We start from the raw sequence: 22,830 nt of genomic DNA, 5'->3' as shown, positions 1-22,830 counted from the left end.
CGAGAGCCGGTTATGCCTTGTTGGCGAACTCGCGGACGATCGGGGCGAGCTTCGGATCTTCCAGGGCCATCGCCATGGTGGCGCGGACCAGACCGGCCTTGTTGCCGCAGTCGAAGCGCGTGCCTTCGAAGCGATAGGCGAGCACCTTGCCCTTGGCCTTAAGCAGATCCTCGATAGCGTCGGTCAGCTGGATTTCGCCACCGGCCCCTTCGCGCGTATTGCGCAGGTATTCGAAGATGTTTCCCGGCAGGACGTAACGACCCACCACGGCGAGCGTGGACGGCGCGTCGGCCGGCTTCGGCTTCTCGACCATGTGCTTGATGACGGTCGAGCGGTCGTCCACCTGTTCGGTGGCGTCGACGATGCCGTACTTGTCGGTGTCCTTCTCCGGCACTTCTTCCACCGCGATGACGCCCGCGTCGTACTTGTCCGCCACTTCGGCCATCTGGCGCAGTGCGCCCTTGCCCTTGTTCCAGATCAGGTCGTCCGGAAGCATGACGCCGAAGCGCTCGTCGCCGATCACCGGCGCGGCACGCAGCACGGCATCGCCCAGGCCGAGGGCCTCCGGCTGGGTGACGAAGACGCAACGCACGTGGCGCGGAAGAATGCCGCGCAGGATCGACAGCAGCTCTTCCTTGTTCTTCTCGGCCAGCTTCTCTTCCAGCTCGTAGGCCTTGTCGAAGTAATCGGCAATGGCGTGCTTGTAACGGTTGGTGACGAACACCAGCGTATCGGCACCCGCATCGACGGCTTCATCCACGGCGTACTGGATGAGTGGACGGTCGAGCACGGGCAGCATTTCCTTGGCCACTACCTTGGTCGCCGGGAGGAAGCGCGTACCGAGGCCAGCGACGGGAAATACGACCTTGCGCAGGGGTTGGGTCATGATGCGATGTCTCCGTTTTCGTTTCGGCGTAGCGGCACGACGTTGTCGGTCTGTGCGTCGCTCCAGCGGAACGAAGGCAGCAGTTGCGACACGCAGCGACGCAGGGTCTCTTCATCGAACGTGGCCGCGGCCTCTTCGGCACGAGCCAACTGCGTCTGCAGCATCTCCCACGACACCTGGCGATGTTGGGCCTGGAAAATCTTGGCATGGGTGGTGCTGGTGTAGTTCTCCAACGGGTGGAACAATTCTTCGAACAGTTTTTCGCCCGAGCGCAGGCCGGTATAGACGATCTGGATGTCGGAACCGGGACGCTTGCCAGCCAGACGGATCATCTGCTCGGCGAGGTCGCGGATCTTGACCGGATCGCCCATGTCGAGCGCAAAGATCTCGCCACCCTTGCCCAGGCTCGCCGCCTGCAGGATCAACTGGCAGGCTTCGGGAATGGTCATGAAGTAACGCGAAATCTCCGGATGGGTGATCGTCAATGGACCGCCCTGGCGGATCTGCCGGCGGAACAACGGGACCACCGAGCCGGCGGAATCCAGAACGTTACCGAAACGAACGGTAATGAAACGTGTCGAAGTATGCGCTGCGAGATTCTGGCACCAGATCTCGGCCATGCGCTTGCACGCACCCATCACCGAGGTCGGGTTCACGGCCTTGTCGGTTGAGATGAGCACGAAGGATTCGACACCGCAGCGCACCGCGGCGTTGGCGACCACGCGCGTGCCCATGACGTTGTTGCGGAAGGCTTCGCGCAGCTGGCCCTGGAGCATCGGCACGTGCTTGTACGCGGAAGCATGGAAGACGATCTGCGGCTGGGTTTCCTCGAACAGGCGGTTCACCGCCACCGTCTCGCGCGCATCGGCGAGCACGCCATTGAAGATCAGCTCGGGATAGGCCGAGGTCAGTTCCTGGCCGATGCGATAGAGGTTGTACTCGGACATCTCGACCACGGTCAGCGAGCTGGCACCGAGGCGCGCCACCTGGCGGCAAAGCTCCGAGCCGATCGAACCGCCGCCGCCGGTGACCAGCACGCGTCGACCACTGATGTTCTCGCGAATGGCGGTCCAGTCCAGCTCCACGGCGTCACGGCCGAGCAGGTCCTCGATCGCCACTTCCTTGATCTCGTTGAACTGGGCGCGGCCGGCGACGACGTCTTCCAGGCGCGGCACGGTACGGAACGGCAGGCCGGTGCTTTCGCAGAAAGCTACGATGCGACGCATCTGCGCCGTGGTGGCACCGGGCACGGCGATGAGCAGCATCTGCACCGCTACGGCCTTGGACAACTCGGCCAGTTGGTCCACCGTGCCGAGCACGGGGATGCCACCGATCTGCGCACCGCGCAGGGCCATGTTGTCGTCGACGAAACCGATGACGCTGTAACGGCTGTCGCGACGAAGATCGCGCGAGAGGGCTTCACCGGCGCGATCGGCGCCGACGATCAGCACGCGTTTGGTCGGCGCCGACTGGAACAGGTCGATGCGACTGTCTTTCCAGAACCGGTAGCTGAGGCGAGGCAGGCCGAGCAGCACGACCAGCACCACCGGGTAGACCAGCAGTACCGAACGGGGCACGCCATCGAGGCGCGCGTACATGACCATGGCCAGGCCGATGATCAACGCGCCGATGACCGTCGCGCGAATGATGTTCCACAGATCGGGGAGGCTGGCGAAGCGCCACACGCCCTTGTAGAGGCCGGTCCAGTTGAACACCGCGCCCTGCACCAGCAGGACGATCGGGAACTCCATCGGCAGATAGGTCACCGGCGCGAGGTCCGGCATGAGGGCATACCGGAGCGTCTTGGCTATCCACCATGCGAGAGCCGCCATGGCGAGGTCGTGCGCGACGACCGCCGTACGTGGATGGATGATGCCGATGAACTTACGCAGAAACATGCCGCTCCCTTCGACGCAAGCAAGAGTGCTTGCCAGTACGCCAGACCGCCGCCCCTAGCAGATAGGTTGCTCCGAAACACATGGACGCCGCCGCCGGCCAGCGGAACGCGATCCATGCGACAGGAACACAGACGAGAACGTTCCATGCAAAGTAGCCCAGGGCTACCTTCCGATGTGACGCACCCCGCCTCACGAGCCATTGGTACAGATGCTCGCGGTGCGGAGTGTACCAGCGCGCACCACGCAGCATTCGCACGAGCAGCGTCAAGGTCGCGTCGACGACGAAACCTGACGAGAAAATCAGCGCCGGCCACAGCAAATTCGTACGAAATGCCCAGAGCATCGCTGACAGGGCAAAGACGATCAGGCCGAGGGTGGCGCTGCCCACGTCGCCCATGAAAATCTTCGCCGGCGAGCGATTGAACCACCAGAAGCCGGTGGCGGCCGCGCCGAGCGCCAGCCCGGCACCGGCAAGAGCCGGGCTGCCGGCGGACCATGCCAGGGCCGCGTAAGCCGCCCCGAAGAACATGGCCTGCTGGGCCGCCAGGCCGTCGATGCCATCCATGAAATTATGCAGGTTGATGCACCAGACACCGGCCACCAGCAACGGAATGGCCCAGAGCAGGCTCGATGTGTATGAGGCGACCGCCACGCAGAGCAGGAGGGTCGCGGCGAGCTGGATCAGCAGGCGCGGCCGGATCGGCAGCGAGCCGTGATCGTCCAGCCAGCCGATGGCCGCGACCGCGATCACCGAGACACTAAAGGCAGCGGTCGTCGCAGCACCCGGTGAGACCGGAAGAAGGAGCAAGGCGGACGGCATACCCACCAGCGCACCCAGCACGATGCCGATGCCGCCGCCGCGCGGCGTAGGCATGCTGTGCGAGCGGCGACGCCCCGGCTCGTCCAGCATCCCCCGCCGCTGCGCGTAGGCCATGGCCATGCGCACGCTGGCGAAGGAAACGACGAAGGACAGGACGGCGCTGCCGACGATCAGGGATGGGGCGCTCGCGGACACGGGCATCATTCGTTGGCGACGCCATGGATCGGGCGGACCGTACCCCAGTTCTTGCAGCTCGGGCATTGCCAGTGGTGCGCCTTGGCACCGAAGCCGCAGCGGCTGCAGCGATACATGGCCTGTCCTTCGAGCAGCTTGCGGGTCAGGTCACGCAGGATCAGGTAGTTCTCACGGGCCTCGCCCGAAACCTTGTCCATCGTGGCGTCGATCAGCGCCATCAGGCCACGCACCGAGGGCCGCTTGCGCAGCTGACCGGTGAGGAAATCGATGGCCGTGCGCTCACCATCCCTGCCCTCGTAGAGGCGGGTCAGGGCAAGCACCGGCGAGATGCCGTGGTAGCGCTCCATGATGTCGCGCAGGAAGGCCTCGGCGCGGTCCATCTGCTGAGAGCGCGCGTAGCAGTTCAACAGCGGCGGCAGGATCTCCGGCACGAAGGCGATATCGGCGGCGATCGCGGACTCGTACGACTCGACCGCGGCAAGCATGTCGTCGTCTTCGAACGACAGGCGCCCGGCGATCATGTGCGCGCGCACGCAGTCCTGCTGGCAGGCAAAGGCCTCGCGCACATAGTCGCGAGCCTCGGTGCGTGCTCCGTGCTGTCGCGACTGCTCGGCCAGCTCGCAATAGAACTGCGCGATCATCGCGGACTCGTCCTCGCTGGTCATGGTCTCGAGGCGTCGCGCGTGGTCGATGGCCTTATGCCATTCGCGCTCGTGCTGGTAGATCGAGATGAGGTGGCGCAAGGCGGACGGCGCCAGCGCGTCCATCGCCACGAGGTCGGAGAACAACGTCTCGGCGCGGTCCAGTAGGCCGGCGCGCATGTAGTCCTCGCCCAGTTCGAGCAAGGCGACCGTCTTCATCTCGTCAGACAGGCCCTGGCGCGAGACCAGGTGCTGGTGCAGACGGATGGCGCGATCGACCTCGCCGCGCTTGCGGAACAGGTTGCCCAGCGCGAGGTGGGTCTCCACGGTATCGCGGTTGTATTCGGCCAGACGCAGGAACACCTCCAGCGCCTTGTCCTGCTCCTCGTTGAGGAGGTAGTTGAGGCCACGGAAGTAGTCGGACGAGAGTTCATTGACTCGTTCGCCGGAGCGCCGCGTATGTGTATGACGGGCCATCCACCAGCCGCAGGCGAAGGCCAGCGGGGGTACGAGCGCCAGCAACCAGATCGGATTCATGCGGTCGTCGCGTTGGCTACCTTGCGATCGCTGCGTTCGCCACGGCGCTTGCGCCGTTGGGCGAAGGAGGTGCCGAGCCAGGCGGTGATGCCGCCAAGAACCCAGCCCACCAGGACCGCCGCGAGCATAGCTCCGCCCTTGGGCAGGGACAGCCGGGCAAAGCCGAGATCGAACGGCACGAGATCGGCATTCAGCGCGCCGAAAACGATGCCGGCAGCGACGAACAACAGGAGAAAGAGGATGGCAATTAGGCGCATAGCAACGACTGTACCCGAATCCTGAATACGATGGTGCGCCGCGGTTGGCGATCCGTACAGGTTCGCCAGCAGCCTGGAGATGCGCTTTATGCGCTCTGCGTGGTGCCCTGTGTGGGAGCCGATTCATCGGCGATAGGTGCTCGCGGCACGGCCGAAGGTTGCGTCGAACCTGGCCGCTGCCGCGGGATCGCCGATGAATCGGCTCCCACATCGCCGATGATCGGCTCCCACAACAAAAAAACCCGGCAAGGCCGGGCTTCACAGACAAAAAAACGCCGCGTCAAAGCGCGGCGTCTTCCTCGGCCAGGTTTACGCGTTCGCGTAGTTCCTTGCCAGGTTTGAAATGTGGCACGTGCTTGCCCGGCAGGGCAACTGCCTCGCCGGTCTTGGGGTTGCGCCCCATGCGCGGAGGACGGAAGTGCAGAGCAAAGCTTCCGAACCCACGAATCTCGATACGCTCACCCGTGGAAAGGGCCTGGCTCATCTGTTCGAGCACGCTCTTGACGGCTAGTTCCACATCGCTGAAGGCAAGGTGGGTCTGACGCCGCGCCAGCGCCTCGATCAATTCCGACTTTGTCATGGGTCCCCTGTTTTTAGCTGAAGCAAGGGGCGGCGAACCGCCCCTCGCCCGACAGTTAGTCGGCCTTGTTCATCTGCTCTTTGAGGAGCGCGCCGAGCTTGGTCGTGCCACCAGCAGCCGAGGCGTAGTCAGCCATGGCGTCAGCCACGTCTTCCTCGTCCTTGGCACGGATGGACAACTGCAGCTGACGGCCCTTGCGGTCCATACCGGTGAACTTCGCCTCGACGGCGTCGCCAACCTTCAGGTACTGCGTGGCGTCGTCGACGCGTTCCTTGGCGATGTCGTTCGCACGGATGTAGCCCTCGACACCTTCGCCGAGGTCGATCACCGCACCCTTGGCATCGACTTCGCGGACGGTACCGTTGAGGATCGTGCCGCGCGGATTCGTGGCCATGAACTGACCGAACGGATCCTGCTCCATCTGCTTGATGCCGAGGGAGATGCGCTCACGCTCCGGATCGACCGCCAGAACCACGGCTTCGACTTCGTCGCCCTTCTTGAAGTTGCGAACGAGGTCTTCACCCGAGGCCTGCCACGAAATGTCGGACAGGTGGACGAGACCGTCGATGCCACCGTCCAGACCGATGAAGATACCGAAATCGGTGATCGACTTGATCTGACCGGAAACCTTGTCGCCCTTCTTGTGCATGGCGGCGAATGCTTCCCACGGGTTCGAGCGGGTCTGCTTGATACCGAGGGAGATACGACGACGCTCTTCATCCACGTCGAGGACCATGACTTCCGTCTCGTCACCGACCTGCACGACCTTGGCCGGGTTGACGTTCTTGTTGGTCCAATCCATTTCCGACACGTGCACGAGGCCTTCGACGCCCGGCTCGATCTCGACGAAGCAACCGTAATCGGTCACGTTGGAGACCTTGCCGAACAGACGGCTGCCGACCGGGTAGCGGCGTGCGATGGCGACCCACGGGTCGTCGCCGAGCTGCTTGAGGCCGAGCGAAACGCGGTTGCGCTCGCGGTCGTACTTGAGCACGCGGACGTCCAGCTCGTCGCCGACGTTGACGACTTCGGACGGGTGACGCACGCGCTTCCACGCCATGTCGGTGATGTGCAGCAGGCCATCGATGCCGCCGAGGTCGACGAATGCGCCGTAATCGGTGAGGTTCTTGACCACACCCTTCACGACCGCGCCTTCCGTCAGACGCTCGAGCAGCTTCTCGCGCTCTTCCGAGAACTCGGTCTCGACAACCGCGCGGCGGCTGACGACGACGTTGTTGCGCTTGCGATCGAGCTTGATGATCTTGAACTCGAGGTCCTTGCCCTCGAGGTAGACCGGGTCACGGACCGGACGCACGTCGACCAGGGAACCCGGCAGGAATGCGCGGACGTCCTTGATGTCGACCGTGAAGCCGCCCTTGACCTTGCCGGAGATCTTGCCGGTGATGGTCTCTTCCTTGTCGAACGCCTGCTCGAGGTCGTCCCACACCATCGAACGCTTGGCCTTCTCACGGGAGAGCTTGGTCTCGCCGAAGCCGTCTTCGAGCGCGTCGAGCGCGACCTTGACCTCGTCGCCCACTTCCACTTCCAGCGCGCCGGACTCGTCCCTGAACTGCTCAATGGGGACGATGCCTTCGCTCTTCAGGCCGGCGTTGATCACCACCACGTCGTTGCGGATTTCCACAACGATACCGGTGACGATGGAGCCGGGCTTCAGCTTGGAAATAGCCTGCTGGCTCTGTTCAAACAGTTCGGCAAAACTTTCAGTCATGTTGATTCCAGGGTTATGAAAGGTCGTACCCGGCGCCTGCGTACATTCTTTAACGCGTGCGGACAGGGGACCCACCGGTTGTGGGCACATTGAGCAATCCCGGTTGGGACCGCCCCGTGCCGTTGCCAAGAACCCGCGCACACTGCGCGGGCGTTGTGCCGGATGCCCCTTACGGACGCACCACGGCGAATACTTTTGCCACCACCACGTCGATCGGCATGCCGGTGGTATCGATCACCACGGCGCCTTCGGCGGGCTTCAACGGGGCAACGGGGCGCGACGCATCCCGCTCGTCGCGCGCCTCGATTTCTCGCTGGAGGCCTGCAAGTGTAACGCTCAGACCCTTATCCTTCAACTGCTTATAGCGTCTTTTCGCGCGCTCCGAGGCGCTGGCGGTCAGGAATACCTTGTGGGCGGCATCCGGAAAAATCACCGTGCCCATGTCACGCCCGTCGGCGACCAGGCCCGGGCCCTTGCGGAAGCCGAGCTGCATGTCCACCAGGGCCTGGCGGACGGAGGGGATCACCGCGATGGCCGAAGCGGCGGCGCCGGCGGTCTCCGTACGTAGCTCGTCCGTGGCGTCGTGACCGTTGACCAGGATGTGCGTCTCACTGTGGTCCGGACTGGCCCGGAAGCGAATCTTCACGGTCTGGGCGCAGCGCGTGACGGCGTCCACGTCGGAGAGGTCGATGCCCTCCTCCGCCGCTGCATAGCCGACGGCCCGGTACAGCGCGCCGGAATCGAGCAGGTGCCAACCGAGCTTCTCGGCGACCAGGCGGCTGATGGTGCCCTTGCCGGAGCCCGAGGGGCCGTCGATGGTCAGGACAGGGGCGACAGCCGAATGGGGCATGGGATAGCTCTCTCGCGAAACGGGCATGATATCCCCTCATGACAGGCGAATTGGTCCCATGGACAGCTTTCGCGGGCGCGTGCTACAAGCCCCCATCGTTCCACATCCGCGGGTTACCAGCTCCATGTCCGACGACCTCCAGAGCCAGTTCGAGCAGGCTTCCCTGGACATAACCCGCCTCGGCCACCGACCGGACAATGACACCCTCCTGCGGATCTATGCCCTGTACAAACAGGGTTCCGAGGGTGATTTCCAGGGTGAGAAGCCCGGGTTCTTCGATTTCGTCGGCACGGCGAAGTACGAGGCGTGGGCGAAGCTGGCGGGTATGCCGCGGGACGCCGCGATGCGCCAGTACATCGATCTGGTGAGGTCGCTGGGCGGCTAGCCGTGTGACAACCAGGCCGCCACCGGCATGTCGCCGAACAAGCCGGCGACGTCCACCACCCCACCCTGCAGCTCCCCCTCCGCAAGCAATCCCGTCCAGCGCCCTCCGGGCAGGACCGCGGTCGTTTCGGCCCAATATTCGGCGGGTATCGCAGGCGCGGATGCACCGGCCAGCCACGGCGCCGTATGCCTGGCCACCGCGACGACCAGGCGCTGCCCCCGATGTTCGCGGAGGAAAGCCAGCACATGCCCCGCCGCAGGACCCTCGATCTCCACAGGCCGGTAGCTGCCGCGGGCGAAGAGTTCCGGATGCTCCCGCCTGGCCCAGAGCAGCCGGGCGATGACCGCCTGCTTGATCGTTCCGTCCCGCCAGTGCGCCAGCGCGTCCCGCGGCGCGGTGACGCGATCCAGTGACGCCGCGCGGGCGGGGAAATCCACCGGGCGCCGGTTGTCCGGGTCGACCAGGCTGACGTCCCAGTAATCGGTGCCCTGGTAGATATCGGGGACGCCGGGGGTGGCCAGGCGCAGCACGGTCTGGGCAAGACCGTTCGCCGCGCCTGGCGTGGCGATATACCCGGCAAAGGCGGCGAACTCGGCGGCGGCCTCGCCGGAAAGCACCGCGCGGAGGAAATCCTCGCAGGCGTCCTCATAGGGCTCGTTCGGCGAAGTCCAGCGCGTCCAGCGCTTGGCCTCGCGGAGCGCCTTGCGTTGCCAGGCGGCTATCCGCGTGGCGAACAGCTCCAGTCCGTCGACATCGTCCGCGGCCAGGTTCAGCGGCCAGGCCCCGACGAGCATCTGGTAGAGCATCAGCTCGTCGCCGGCCGACGGCGCCATGCGCCCATCGGCGCGCTGGCGAAGGTCGGCGTGGCGAATGCGCCACCGATCGACCGTGATCACCCAGCGCTCGGCCACTTCCGACAGCACGGCAAGGCGTGCCCGCAGGTCTTCGCCGCGCTTATGGTCGTGCGTCGCCGTGGCCAGCAGGTTGTGCGGCAAGGTCGCCGCCCTGGCCACGCAGCGCGCGTGAAAGTCTTCGGTCGTTATCGACAGCTGCGCAGCATCCACGCCAACCTCGTTGCGTGAAAGCAGCCGCCCATAGCGGTACCCCGCCGTATCTTCCACCGCCTTGGCGGCCACCGGCGAGGTCGCCTGCTGGAAGATGGCGATCGCGCGCTCGCGCGCACGCCGTACAGGGCCGGGCGGCAGGCTGCGCGGCGCCACGCCGCCCAGCCACTGGGCGACCAGGTGCAACAGGTCAGCGTCTTCCATGCGAATCGTCCGCAGCGCGCCCTCGACAGCGCGCGCAAAAATCGCTTCGTCGTAGGCATCGCGTCCCGCGCCGCCCGCATAGGTCCGGTACACGGGAAAATGCACGAGCAGCTCGATCAGCACACGGCGGATGGCGGCCAGCGAAACATCTCGCGTCGCCCGATCGGCGCGTGCCGAAGCGAACAGGGCACGCGCCGTTCGGTCCAGCTCGGCTTCGAAGCTGTCGACCAGGATCTGCCGCCGGGCGCGCACGGCCTGCGTCGCAAAGTCGGCCGACTCGCCGGTGAGCTTGCGCCAGAGTTCGGTCAGGGGCGCTTCGCCCGCGCCGTCGTGCAACACGGCGGAGACCTGGTCCATGAACTCATAGCCCGTGGTGCCGTCGGTACGCCAGTCCAGGCGCAGCGATTCGTCCTCGGCGAGGATCTTCTCCACCACAAGGTAAGCGCCGTCACGCGGGGCGCCGGGCGGCCGCTGCAGACGCAGTTTGTCCAGGCGATGACGCAACTGCCGGCAATAGCGCCGCGGGTCGGCGAGGCCGTCGACGTGATCGCAGCGAAGTCCGTCAATAAGACCTTCCGCATAAAGGCGAAAAATGGTCTTGTGCGTGTCTTCGAAGACGGCCGTTCGCTCGATACGCAAGCCGGCGAGTTCGTTGATGTCGAAGAAGCGCCGGTAGTTGACCATGTCGCTGGCGAGCTTCCAGAACGCCAGGCGGTAATGCTGTCGCTCGATCAGGGCATGCAGTGCCGCCCTGCCCTCGTCCCGGGTGGGATCGTGCGCGGCGACGGCACCGTCGTCCAGTCCGGCAACCGAAACCGGTGACAGCGGCAGGTAGTCGTCGTAGATACGAAGTACCCACGCTTCCTTTCGCCGCGCGAGGCGGAGATGCCCTTCGCGAAGCGTCTCGTCATAGCCCGCGCCGAGGATCGGCAGCAACACGCGACCGCGCAACAACGGATCCGGCGCCTGCCAGTCGATGTCGAAATAATTCGCGTAGCGGCTCTCGCGTCCGTGACGCAGCACATCCATCCACCAGGCATTCTGCGTGCCCACGCCCATGTGGTTGGGCACGATGTCGAGAACCAGGCTCATGCCGTGCTTGCGCAGCTCGGCGACGAGACGGCGCAGTGCATCTTCGCCGCCGAGCTCGGGGTTGACCTCGTGGCAGTCCACGACATCGTAGCCATGCGTGGACCCTGCACGTGCCCGCAGGATCGGCGAAGCGTAAAGATGACTCACGCCCAGCCGCGCATAATAGCCGACCACCGGGACGGCGTCGTCGAGTGTGAAGCCCGCATGGAATTGCAGGCGTGCCAGTGCGCGCGGAGGGCTCACGTACGGTTCCGTGTTTTGTCGATGACGTCGCAAACCGCGTGGGCGATCGGACCGTCGAACAGGCGTGAGGACGAGTCGGGCATGCGCCGCCGCCAGTTCGGATGAATGGCATCGGTGGGACCCGGAAGATTCGGCTGCTCGTGCAGGCCCAGTATGTCCTCGACGGGATAAATGGCCAGCGGCGCAGGTGCCAGCGCGACATGCCTGGCGGCTGCCACCACCACCGGGGAGATGTCGTCCGGTGTCGGCAGTGCCTCTTCGTTCCACGCCGAGCCGGACGCGTACAAGGCGCGCCAGAGCAGCACGCGGTCACGCTCGCGCTGCGCGGTTTCGTCCACGGCAGGATCGTCCAGGCCCGTCTTCTTGCGCCACTCGACGTCGCGACCACTCCACCAGCCGGCCACCGTGGGCACGTCGTGCGTGCTGGTCGTGGCCATGGCCTTCTCCGACCACTCATGCGGCGAGACGAAGCCGCCGTCCGCGGCGCGCTCGAACCAGAGCACACGAATACCGAGCACGCCCTTGTCGCCGATGGCCTGACGGAAATCGGCGGGGACCGTACCGAGATCTTCACCGATCACGATCGCGCGATGCAGGTGGGACTCCAGCGCGATAAGGCGAAGCATGTCGGCCAGCGGATAGCGCACGTACGCACCTTCGGTGGCACCTGCACCATGCGGCACCATCCACAAGCGCTTCAGGCCGAGCACATGGTCGATACGCACGCCGCCCGCATGCGCCAGCGCGGCACGCAGCATGCCGATAAAACCCTTGAAACCGGTATCGCGTAGTCCCCGCGGCGAGAACGTAGTGAGTCCCCAGTCCTGGCCGAGCCGATTGAGCGCATCTGGCGGCGCGCCAACGGAGAGGCCCTTGAGCACTTCGGCCTGGTGCGCCCATGCATGACTGCCGCCCGAATCCGCGCCGACGGCGAGGTCCGCGATAAGACCGATGGCCATGCCCGCATCGCGTGCCGCCTTCTGTGCGCCTTCGAGCCCTCGTTTCGCGAGCCATTGCAACCAGGCGTGGAAGGCCACTTCGCGCGAATGCTCGCGGGCGAAGGCAGCCACCTCCCGACTGGCCGGATCGTGGAACGCGGCGGGCCAGCCCTGCCATCCACCCGGGCGCCCATGGGCGCTGAAGTCTGCATGCAATGCTTCGAATCGCGCGTGGCGCTCCAGCGGTTCACCTTGCTCGCGCCGGAACGCGCCGAAGCGCTCGGAGTGCGCCAGGTCCACCGAAGCGCTTTCAAACAGTGATCGCAGTATGGTCATCCGTGCGCGCGCGGCGCGCGGCCAGTCGATCAGTTCCAGCCATTCCAGTTCGGCGAGTTCCTGGCGAAGATTGTGCGTGTCGATCACCGCGCGCACGGTCGGGGCGGTACTGGTCCTCACCGGGTCGATGTACAGACCGTTGAGAAAAAGACGACTCGATGGCGCATACGGGCTATACCGCTCGGGTGCCGCGGCGAACAGGGCATGCAAGGGGCTGATGGCCAGCGCATCCGCACCCTTTTCCGCCGCTGCCTTCGCGCAAGCCTCGAGGGCGGTGAAATCGCCGATACCACCGTCGCCTGGCCGACGCAGGCCAGACATCTGCACGGCCATGCCCCAGGGTCGACGCGCGGCGGCGATGTCGCCGATGCCAAAGGTGCGCGGCGGCGCGACAGCGAGCGTCACTTCGTCCTCGTCGACAAACAGCGTGTAGTAGCCCGGGAGGGAGGGCGCATCGAGCTGACCTTCGCCCGAGGGCAATTGGCCTTCGCTGACCAGCGTGCCGTCATCGGCAAGCAGCTTCCACACGCGACCGCGGGGAACGACCGGCACGATGAAGCGCTCACCCGCATCGGCCGTGAGCAGCCGTGGCAGCTGACGGCCGCTGCGCTCCTGTTCCATGCGCTGCAGGCTGGCCTCGACATCGTCGGCGTTATCCGCAGGCAGATCGAGGGCACGCAGGACGGCGCGCAGCGTGTCGGCCGGGGTGGATTGCGGACGATCCAGCGCGTCGCGCCAATAGACGTCCACACCGGCCTGTTCCGCTAGCAGGGCGAGACGATCGTCGAGGGGGGCGTTCACGGCTCAGGACTCCAGGCAGGCGACCGCGCGGCATGCGGGAAGCAGGCCACGCGATACAGAAGCAATTTCGGCGGCGTCGCCGTGTAGCCACGCTGCCGACGGCGATGGTGGCTGTGCGAAGGTGACTTCGGTGTCGCCGAGGTTGACGAACAAGGTCAGCGCCTGGCCGCCGAGCGACCATGACGCCCTAAAGGCACGCTCACCAAGAGACACCGCGCCGAGGCTGCGCGCGTCGTCGATGTAAGGCGCCACGTACTTGTGGCGCAGGGCGATCAGGTCACGAATGAATAAGCGGCGATGCTCACCGTCTGCGATATCCCGTTTTGGGATCGACGCGGTGAAGGTGTCATAGTCGTTCGGGTCGGGAATCTCCTCGCCACCGAAACTGGTGAACTCGGCGAACTCCTTGCGACGGCCGTCGCGCACCGCGTCGCGCAGGTCGTCGTCGGTGAAGTCGGTGAAGTACAGGAAAGGCGATCGGCTGGCCCATTCCTCGCCCATGAAGAGCATCGGTACGAAGGGGGCAAGCAGGAGCAGGGTCAAGGCTGCTTCCATCGTCCTGGCATCGATCAGGGTGGTGAGGCGATCGCCAAAGGCGCGATTGCCGACCTGATCGTGGTTCTGCAGGAAATTGACGAAGCGCGACGGTGCCAGGTGCCCGCTGGGCTCACCGCGCCGACGCGGCCCCATCATTTCGCCCTGGAAGGCGAAGCCTTCGCGCAGGGTCCGCAAAACCTTGTCCATTGCTGCCTGGTAGTGGGCGTAGTAGCCGTCGCGCTCACCGGTGAGCAGCACGTGCAGCGCATTGTGGAAGTCGTCGTTCCACTGCGCGTCGAAGCGGCCGCGTCCCAGCAGATTGGCCTGGTTGGCCTCATTCTCGAGAATCAGATGGACGTGGCGATCGGGCCCCACCGCCGCATGGACGCGACTGGCCAGCGAGGACAACCAGCCGGGATTGCCGATCGCGTGCACGGCATCGAAGCGAAGGCCGTCGAAGCGAAACTCCTGGATCCAGTACAACGCGTTATGAACGAAATAGTCGCCTACCTGCGGCGACGAGACACCGATGGCGGCACCCCAGGGCGTGTGCACGCCCTCGTCGAAGAATCGCGAGGCATAGGCACCGAGGTAATTGCCATCGGGCCCGAAGTGGTTATAGACCACGTCCAGGAAAACCATCAGCCCGAGATCGTGTGCCGTGTCGATCATTGCCTTGAGGTCTTCCGGCGAGCCATAAGCGTCGGCCGGCGCATACGGCAGCACGCCGTCGTAACCCCAGTTGCGCTCACCGGGAAATTGCGCAATCGGCATCAGCTCGATCGCCGTGACGCCCAACGAGGCCAGGTGCGGCAGGATCATCTCCACGCCATGGAATCCACCGAGTACGCCCACATGGAGCTCGTAGATCACCGTCTCGCGCCAGGGCCGTCCGTTCCACTGCGTGTTGCGCCATTCAAACGAGGTCGGATCGGTGATGATGCTGTAGCCGTGGACATCGCCGCCGCGCTGGCGACGCGATGCGGGATCGGGCACAGCCAGCGAAGCGTTGACACGAAAACGGTAGCCCACGCCGACTTCGGCGGGACAGATGCATTCGAACCAACCGTCGTCGAGGGATCGCATCACGGCGGTGTGCCCGGTATCGCATTCGAGCGATACCGCATCGAGATCCGGCGCCCATAACCGGAAGCGGGTATTCCCATCGCCCAGCGACCTGGCGCCGTAGGGCATGGCATGCACGTAGCGCGCGGTCATGCCGGGTCGGTCCGGACGATCGCGCCGAGCAGGATCACGCTGTGTCCCGCCACCGCAATGGTCGGCTCCGTCCACGGGACTTCGGTGGCGGCGGGCGCCGCGCTGTTGCAGCGCAGCCGCCAGCTGGCCATGGGCTGGGGTAGATGGAACACGTGGGTTTCCGCGGTGGCGTTGATCAGTACCAGGGTCACGTCGGCACGCTTCTCGCCATAAGCCTGGGCACGCCGCAGGGCCAGCAACCTGCCCTCGGTATAGCCCCAGGTGTCCTGTGTCATCTCCGCACCGCTCTCGTCGAACCATGCGACCTCGCGCATGCCGGGCGCCACTTCCGTGTCGCCGCGCAGGAAGTGCTTCGCACGCAACGTGGGATGCTGCTCGCGCAGCCGGGACAGCCGGGCCACGAAATCGGTGAGCTCCCTGCCCTGCTCGGACGTGGCAAGTTTCCAGTCGTACCAGGACAGTTCGTTGTCCTGGCAGTACGCGTTGTTATTGCCCTGCTGCGTGCGTCCAAACTCGTCACCGCCCAACAGCATGGGCGTGCCGTGCGAGAAGAACATCGTCGCGAGCATGGCGCGCTTCACGCGGTCGCGGGGCACGCGGATGGCGGGGTCTTCGCTCGGACCTTCGACACCGTGGTTGTAGCTCTCGTTGTCGTTGCCGCCGTCGCGATTCTCTTCGCCATTGGCTTCGTTGTGCTTGTCGTTGTAGCTGACCATGTCTTCCAGCGTGAAGCCGTCGTGCGCGGTGACGAAATTCACCGAGGCCCATGGCTTGCGCCGCTGATGATCGAACAGTTCCCCTGACGCCTGCAGGCGGCCGGCAAGAATCCCGCGCATGTTCGAATCGCCTTTCCAGAACTTGCGGATGTCGTCGCGGAACTTGCCGTTCCACTCGGCGAAACCGGGCGGATGATTGCCCAGCTGGTAGCCCCCGGGACCGATGTCCCAGGGTTCCGAGATCAGCTTCACATTGGCCAGGACCGGATCCTGCCGCATCGCGTCGAACAGGCCGCAACACGGATCGAAACCACCCTCCTCGCGCCCCAGACTCACCCCGAGGTCGAAACGGAAGCCATCGATGTGGAAGGTCTGCACCCAGTAGCGCAGGGAATCCATCACCAGCTGGATCACCCGCGGGTGTGCCGTGTTAACCGTATTGCCGGTGCCGGTGTCGTTGATGCAATAACGCGGGTTGTCCGCCATCAGCCGGTAGTAGCTCTTGTTGTCCAGGCCGCGGAATGACATGGTCGTGCCCAGCTCGCTACCCTCGCAGGTATGGTTGTAAACCACGTCCAGGATGACTTCGATGCCGGCGGCGTGCAGTGCCTGCACGGCTGCACGTATCTCGTTAAGCGCACCTTCGGCCATGTAACCCGGTTCGGGAGCGAAGAAGGCCAACGTGTTATAGCCCCAATAGTTGCGCAGCTTCATCTCGGTGAGGCGGCGGTCCTGCACGAAGGCGTGTACGGGCAGCAACTCCACGGCGGTGATGCCGAGCTTGACCAGGTAGTCGATGACATAGGGGTCGGCCAGGGCGATGAAGGTGCCGCGCTCGTTCTGGCGAATGCGCTTGAGCGTACGCGTGAAGCCCCGCAGGTGCGTCTCGTAGATGATCGTCTCGTTCCACGGCGTATGCGGCCGGTTGCCGCCCGTCCAGTGCATCGGCTCGTCGACCACGACCGCCTTGGGCATGGCGACGGCGCTGTCGCGCCGGTCGAACGAGAGATCGGCACGTGGTGAGGAAACGCGGTAGCCGTGCAAGGCGTCCGACCACCGCACCTGGCCATGTAACAGGCGTGCATACGGATCGAGCAGGAGCTTGTTCGGATTGAACCGATGCCCTTCTTCGGGATCATAAGGTCCGTACGCGCGGAATCCGTATAAGGTGCCACCGCGGACGCGTGGAAGATAACCGTGCCAGGTTTCGTCGGTGCACTCGGGCAGTTCGTAACGCGCGATCTCGCGCTTGCCGGAGGGATCGAACAGGCACAACTCGATGCGCTCCGCATGGGCGGAGAACACCGCGAAGTTGGTACCCATGCCGTCGCAGGTCGCACCCAGGGGGTACGGCGTACCGGACTGCATGCGTTCGGGAAGTGCAGGCATCGAGATCCTCGTCAGTCGGCCACGAACATGACCGTGGATAGCGGCGGCAGGCTCAGCACCAGCGATTGCTCGAAGCCCTGCGCGCGCACCGCCTGGGCGTGGCGTTCGCCTTCGTTGCCGACACCCGACCCGCCGTACTCGGTGGCGTCGGAGTTCAGCGCCTCACGCCAGCGCCCCCCTTCGGGTACGCCAATGCGGAAGCTGTGCCGTGGTGTCGGCGTCATGTTGCTCACCACCAATACGGTGCGCCCACCGTCGGCCATGCGCAACCAGGCGAACACGCTTTGCTCGGCATCGTCGCCGATGACCCAGCGGAAGCCACGCGGGTCCGAATCCCAGGCGTGGAGCGCCGGTGTGTTCGCGTACAACTGGTTGAGATCGCGTACCAGTTTCTGCACACCCAGGTGCAGCGGATGGTCGAGCAGCTCCCAGGCGATCTGGGCGTCGTGGTTCCATTCGCGCGGCTGGGCAATTTCGCCACCGGTGAACAGCAGCTTCTTACCGGGGTGCCCCCACATGAAACCGTAGTAGGCGCGCAGGTTGGCGAACTTCTGCCATTCGTCGCCCGGCATGCGGCCGAGCAGCGAGCGCTTGCCGTGCACCACTTCGTCGTGCGACAGCGGAAGCACGAACTTCTCCGAATACGCATAGACCATGCTGAAGGTCATCTCGCCATGGTGCCATCGACGATGAATCGGGTCGTGGGTCATGAAGTCGAGCGAGTCGTGCATCCAGCCCATGTTCCACTTGAAGGTGAAACCGAGGCCGCCCTGATCCACCGGCTGGGTGACGCCCGGCCAGGCCGTGGATTCCTCGGCGATGGTCATGCAATCCGGATGCCGCTCGGCGACGAGCTGATTCACGCGGCGCAGGAAGTCGATGGACTCCAGGTTCTCGCGGCCACCGTACTTGTTGGGCACCCATTCGCCGTGCTTGCGGCTGTAATCCCGGTAGAGCATCGATGCGACAGCGTCCACGCGCAGGCCATCGACATGGAACCGTTCGAGCCACGCCAGCGCGCTGGCGACAAGAAAGCCCGAGACCTCATTACGGCCGAGGTTGAAGATCAGCGTATTCCAGTCCTGATGGAAGCCTTCACGCGGGTCCGCATGCTCATAGAGCGGTGTGCCGTCGAAGTGCGCCAGGCCGTGGATATCGGTCGGAAAATGCGCGGGCACCCAGTCGACGATCACACCCACACCCGCCTCGTGACAGCGGTCGACAAAACGCGCGAAGGCTTCGGGCGTGCCAAAGCGCGAGGTCGGGGCAAACTGGCCCAGTGGCTGGTAACCCCACGAGCCGCCGAACGGATGCTCCGAAATCGGCAGCAGCTCGATATGGGTGAACCCCATGCCGGCGACATAAGGGATCAGTCGCTCACCGATATCGTCCCAGTGCAGCTCTTCGTTATTCTTGCCGCGCAGCCACGAACCGGCATGCAGTTCGTAGATCGACAGCGGTGAACCGGCATGGTGCAACGCGCCGCGCCTGCGCAACCAGTCTCCGTCGGTCCAGTGGAAGGCGGTCGGGTCGGCCACGATGGACGCCGTCGCCGGCGGTAGCTCCGCCGCCAGCGCCACGGGATCGGCCCGCTGGGTGAGCGAGCCGTCGGCGCCCCAGATCTCATACTTGTATCGCGCACCGGCAAGCAGCCCCGGCACGAAAAGCTCCCACACACCGGACGGCACGCGTTTACGCATCGGGTGTCGGCGACCGTCCCAGCTGTTGAAGTCGCCAACCACACTCACCCGCTGCGCATTCGGCGCCCATACGGCGAAGCGCACCCCATGCACGCGGTCGAGCGTGACCGGATGAGCACCGAGCACGCGAAACAATTCAACATGGCTGCCGTCGGCCATGCGCGCCAGATCGTCGTCGGCCAGCAAGGTGCCGAAGGCATAGGGGTCATGCGTGTCGTGGCTTGCGCCGGACCAGCGAACGCGCAGGCGATAGGCGGCATCGTCCGGAGCGATACCGGCAAACAGGCCGCCGTCGTGAACGCGTCGCAGCTCCGCTACCGGCAGACCCCTCGCGTCGATCAGCTCGACGCCCAGGGCGCCGGGCTGCAGGGTGCGCACGACGCGCCGTCCGTCGACCGTATGCGGTCCAAGCAAGGCGAAGGGGTCGCCGTGACGGCCCTCCACCAACGCGGCGACCGCAGCGCTATCGCCAAGGCCGTAGTTACGTGCTTCGGTCACGTATCCTCCTTCAGTTCGGTGGCGGTATCGCCACGGGCCGCGTGCAGCAGGCCGCGCAATGGCACGTCGAGCCAGCCCGGCCGGTTCGCGGCTTCGTAGCTGACCTCGTAGGCCGCCTTCTCGATGATGAAGAGTTCCAGCAGCGGCGCGAGCGCGCCTGCATCGACCCAGCGCGCGGGCGCCGCATCGAGCACGCTCCGGTAGGCCTCCAGGAAGACCTTCGAGGAACGCTCGCGGAAACGGGTGAGGTAGTGGCCGAAACCTTCGTCCTCAACCGGTGCCAGACCGTCTTCGCCGCGCCGGGCCATGGCGGCCGCGTAGTGCAGCGAACGCAGGAAACCCGCGACGTCGCGCAGCGGCGTGTGCTTGCCGCGCCGCTCCTCCAGCGGGCGCGACGGCTCGCCTTCGAAGTCGATGATGTACGCATCATCCTGGACCACGAGGATCTGGCCCAGGTGGAAGTCACCGTGGGTGCGGGTGAGCAGTGCGCCCTTGCCTGCCTTCGCCAGGTCACCGATACGCTGATCCAGCGCCGCAGCCAGGCCATGCAGTGCTTCGATCTCGGCGTGAACGAAGTCGGAAACGTCCATGGCATGGTCGAGCGAACGCAACGCACGAGTGACCTGTTCACGCACGCTGTCGCGCCATGCGTGGGCCACCGCGTCGGTTGCCGTCTCCGGATCGAATGCCGGGAACTCCGACGGGCGAGCCAGCAACGCATGCAATTCAGCCAGGCGCGTACCTACGGCCGCGGCAAAGGCATCGTAGCCGCCTTCGATTTCCGCACGCCGTTCGTCATCGCTCGAGTGGCTGTACTCGTCGTAGCTGCGACGCAGAAAGTCCAGCGTCCAGCGCCATGCATCACCCTGGTTGCGCAGGAAACCCTGCAGCACGGCGATCGTCGTGCGATCACCGTGCTCATCCACGCGGACCACTTCGCCGAGCAGGGGCGATGTGTTCGCGTAACCGTTGTCGGTAAGGAACCGACCCATCTCGACTTCGGGATTGATCCCGGCCGAGGTACGCCGGAACAGTTTTAAAACGCCCTGCTCGTGCAGGATCATCGAGCTGTTCGACTGCTCGGCGGTCATCCAGCGATTCTCGACCTCACTCGAAAATGCATCGGGATCGAAGGCGTCGGTGCGTTCGAAACGGACGAAGCCGTTGTGTACCGACAGTTCAATCTCGTTGCGCAAGCCGATCAGCAGGCCGGAAGCAAAGGCATCAAGCGAGAAGCCGTCCGTCAGCACGCCGATCCGGCGACCGCGACGCACGCGTGCGAGCGTAAGCTGCTGCTGGCGCGCCGTTGGACTTTCATCTTCCCAGACGATGCCGACTGGCAGGCTGTAGCGCTCTGTCCCACCGTCGGCAAGCGTCGCCTCGACTTCCGTAAATATCACGTCGTCACTGCGATCGGGCCAGGGCACGGCGTAAAGGATCTTCACCGACTCGATGCCGCGGTCCTTCGACGCGAACCAACGGCGCACAGCCAGGTAGGTCGGCAGCACCTGCTTTTCGATGACACCCCGGTGATGCGCCATCACCGGGCCTTCGACCAGCGCCCCACGAACCACCAGGGTCTCGTAGTCCGGCAGTGGCTCGGCGGGTACTTCGTGCCATTCCGGCATCTGCGCGTTCGGGCAGATCTGGAAGGCATAGAAGCCGTACGGCGGCACGGTCAACAGGTAAGGCAGCTGTCCCACGGGAGGGAACGACGAGCCACCCATGATCTCGATCGGCACCTGGCCATCGAACGAGGCGAGCTCCAGCTCGACGGCCTGCAGGGAGCGCGACATATTCGCCACGCACAACACGTGTTCGCCCTCGAACTCACGCAGGTAGGCAAGGACCTTGCGATTACCGGGGTAAAGGAACTTGAGCGTGCCGCGGCCGAACGCCTTGTAACGCTTGCGCACGGCGAGCATGCGCCGTGTCCAGTTCAGCAGCGAATGCGGGTCGCGCGACTGCGCCTCGACATTGATCGCCTGGTAGCCGTACAGCGGATCCATGATCGGTGGCAACACGAGGCTGGCGGGATCGGCGCGAGAGAAGCCGCCGTTACGATCCACCGACCACTGCATCGGCGTACGCACGCCGTCGCGGTCGCCGAGATGGATGTTGTCGCCCATACCGATCTCGTCGCCGTAGTACAGGACCGGCGTGCCGGGCATCGACAACAGCAACGCGTTCATCAGCTCGATACGACGGCGGTCACGTTCGAGCAGAGGAGCAAGACGGCGACGGATACCGAGGTTGATACGCGCGCGTTTGTCGGCGGCGTAGGTCTGCCACAGATAGTCGCGCTCGTTATCGGTCACCATTTCGAGCGTGAGCTCATCGTGGTTGCGCAGGAAGATCGCCCACTGGCAGTTTTCGGGGATCGCCGGAGTCTGCCGCATGATGTCGGTTATCGGGAAGCGGTCTTCGCGCGCGATCGCCATGTACATGCGCGGCATCAGCGGAAAATGGAAGGCCATGTGGCATTCGTCGCCGTTGCCGAAATAGTCCTGCGTATCTTCCGGCCACTGGTTGGCCTCGGCCAGGAGCATGCGATCCGGATAGTGCTGGTCGATTTCCGCGCGCATCACCTTGAGGATGTCGTGCGTCTCGGGCAGGTTCTCGTTGTTCGTCCCTTCCCGTTCGATCAGGTAGGGCACCGCGTCCAGGCGCAGACCGTCCACACCCATGTCCAGCCAGAAGCGCATGACGTCGAGCACGGCCTTGAGCACGGCCGGGTTATCGAAGTTCAGATCCGGCTGGTGCGAGAAGAAGCGATGCCAGAAGTACTGCCCCGCCACCGGATCCCAGGTCCAGTTGGACTTCTCGGTGTCCAGGAAGATGATGCGCGTACCGTCGTAGGCCTGGTCGGTGTCGGACCAGACGTAGAAATTACGCGCCGCCGACCCCGCCTTCGCCGTGCGTGCGCGCTGGAACCAGGCGTGCTGGTCTGACGTATGATTGATGACCAGCTCGGTGATCACACGCAAGCCGCGTGCATGCGCCTCGTTAATGAAACGCTTCACATCGGCGAGCTTGCCGTAGTCCTCGTGCACCGCCTTGTACTCGGCGATGTCGTAGCCATCGTCGCGCCGCGGGCTCGGATAGAAAGGCAGAAGCCATAGCGTATTCACGCCAAGCTCCGCGATGTAGTCGAGCTTCTCGATCAGGCCCTGGAAGTCACCGACACCGTCGTCGTTGGAGTCGAAGTACGACTTCAGATGCACCTGGTAGATGATGGCGTCCTTGTACCAGAGCGGGTCGCTCGAGAAATCCGGAGCGGCAGCCTGTTTCTTTGCTTTGGCGCGTGTAGCCATGG

General features: G+C 64.8%; 14 protein-coding genes and 1 pseudogene. 1 reads left to right on the top strand and 14 read right to left on the bottom strand.

Translation table 11 applies throughout. From position 1 onward, the window contains the following. Positions 1-10: 10 nt before the first annotated feature. The 8 genes and pseudogenes from galU to cmk all read right to left on the bottom strand — a co-directional run bounded on the left by galU (position 11) and on the right by cmk (position 8,393). Positions 11-886: a UTP--glucose-1-phosphate uridylyltransferase GalU gene (galU, locus tag C8J98_RS15200; RefSeq protein WP_046966714.1), complete on the bottom strand. Its 876-nt coding sequence runs from the start codon at positions 884-886 to the stop codon at positions 11-13. Next, positions 883-2,784, bottom strand: coding sequence for a nucleoside-diphosphate sugar epimerase/dehydratase (locus C8J98_RS15195; RefSeq protein WP_107914038.1), 1,902 nt, complete (start codon positions 2,782-2,784; stop codon positions 883-885). Before C8J98_RS15195 ends, galU begins: the two co-directional genes overlap by 4 nt. Beyond that, the gene (locus tag C8J98_RS15190) at positions 2,771-3,799 is read right to left on the bottom strand and encodes a glycosyltransferase family 4 protein (protein ID WP_233260249.1); all 1,029 of its coding nucleotides are present in this window, start codon (positions 3,797-3,799) and stop codon (positions 2,771-2,773) included. The genes C8J98_RS15195 and C8J98_RS15190 overlap by 14 nt, the downstream gene beginning before the upstream one ends. A gap of 5 nt (positions 3,800-3,804) precedes the next feature. Then, positions 3,805-4,977, bottom strand: a complete 1,173-nt coding sequence (lapB, locus tag C8J98_RS15185) for a lipopolysaccharide assembly protein LapB (RefSeq protein ID WP_107914036.1) — start codon at positions 4,975-4,977, stop codon at positions 3,805-3,807. After that, positions 4,974-5,234, bottom strand: a complete 261-nt coding sequence (locus C8J98_RS15180; RefSeq protein ID WP_107914035.1) for a LapA family protein — start codon at positions 5,232-5,234, stop codon at positions 4,974-4,976. Before C8J98_RS15180 ends, lapB begins: the two co-directional genes overlap by 4 nt. Before the next feature lie 280 nt (positions 5,235-5,514). Continuing rightward, positions 5,515-5,829, bottom strand: a pseudogene (locus C8J98_RS15175) (integration host factor subunit beta); the annotation flags it as partial. A gap of 40 nt (positions 5,830-5,869) precedes the next feature. Continuing rightward, positions 5,870-7,543, bottom strand: coding sequence for a 30S ribosomal protein S1 (gene rpsA, locus C8J98_RS15170; protein WP_107914034.1), 1,674 nt, complete (start codon positions 7,541-7,543; stop codon positions 5,870-5,872). A gap of 169 nt (positions 7,544-7,712) precedes the next feature. After that, positions 7,713-8,393 (bottom strand): (d)CMP kinase, encoded by a 681-nt coding sequence (cmk, locus tag C8J98_RS15165; protein ID WP_107914033.1) that lies wholly within the window; start codon positions 8,391-8,393, stop codon positions 7,713-7,715. 124 nt (positions 8,394-8,517) lie between these two features. Between cmk and C8J98_RS15160 the strand changes: the two genes are divergently transcribed. Further along, a complete protein-coding gene (locus tag C8J98_RS15160) occupies positions 8,518-8,778 on the top strand; it encodes an acyl-CoA-binding protein (RefSeq protein ID WP_107914271.1) in 261 nt (86 codons plus the stop codon). Here the strand turns inward: C8J98_RS15160 and treY are convergent. From treY to treS, 6 genes are read right to left on the bottom strand one after another with little or no spacing between them, the layout of a single operon-like run. Then, on the bottom strand, positions 8,775-11,381 hold the full coding sequence (gene treY, locus C8J98_RS15155; RefSeq protein ID WP_107914032.1) for a malto-oligosyltrehalose synthase: 2,607 nt from the start codon (positions 11,379-11,381) through the stop codon (positions 8,775-8,777). The genes C8J98_RS15160 and treY overlap by 4 nt on opposite strands. Next, positions 11,378-13,456: a 4-alpha-glucanotransferase gene (gene malQ / locus C8J98_RS15150; RefSeq protein WP_107914031.1), complete on the bottom strand. Its 2,079-nt coding sequence runs from the start codon at positions 13,454-13,456 to the stop codon at positions 11,378-11,380. Before malQ ends, treY begins: the two co-directional genes overlap by 4 nt. A gap of 3 nt (positions 13,457-13,459) precedes the next feature. Continuing rightward, positions 13,460-15,211: a malto-oligosyltrehalose trehalohydrolase gene (gene treZ / locus C8J98_RS15145; RefSeq protein WP_107914030.1), complete on the bottom strand. Its 1,752-nt coding sequence runs from the start codon at positions 15,209-15,211 to the stop codon at positions 13,460-13,462. Then, entirely contained in the window at positions 15,208-17,316 is a 2,109-nt protein-coding gene (gene glgX / locus C8J98_RS15140) for a glycogen debranching protein GlgX (protein ID WP_107914029.1), read from the bottom strand. The genes treZ and glgX overlap by 4 nt, the downstream gene beginning before the upstream one ends. 11 nt (positions 17,317-17,327) lie before the next feature. Next, positions 17,328-19,460, bottom strand: a complete 2,133-nt coding sequence (gene glgB, locus C8J98_RS15135) for a 1,4-alpha-glucan branching protein GlgB (RefSeq protein ID WP_233260256.1) — start codon at positions 19,458-19,460, stop codon at positions 17,328-17,330. A gap of 50 nt (positions 19,461-19,510) precedes the next feature. Then, positions 19,511-22,828 (bottom strand): maltose alpha-D-glucosyltransferase, encoded by a 3,318-nt coding sequence (gene treS / locus C8J98_RS15130; RefSeq protein WP_107914028.1) that lies wholly within the window; start codon positions 22,826-22,828, stop codon positions 19,511-19,513. Positions 22,829-22,830 lie beyond the last annotated feature (2 nt).

Origin of the sequence: Luteibacter sp. OK325 (assembly GCF_003050935.1) — a bacterium.
GTDB lineage: Bacteria > Pseudomonadota > Gammaproteobacteria > Xanthomonadales > Rhodanobacteraceae > Luteibacter.
This window is presented reverse-complemented; position numbering and strand designations above follow the sequence as displayed.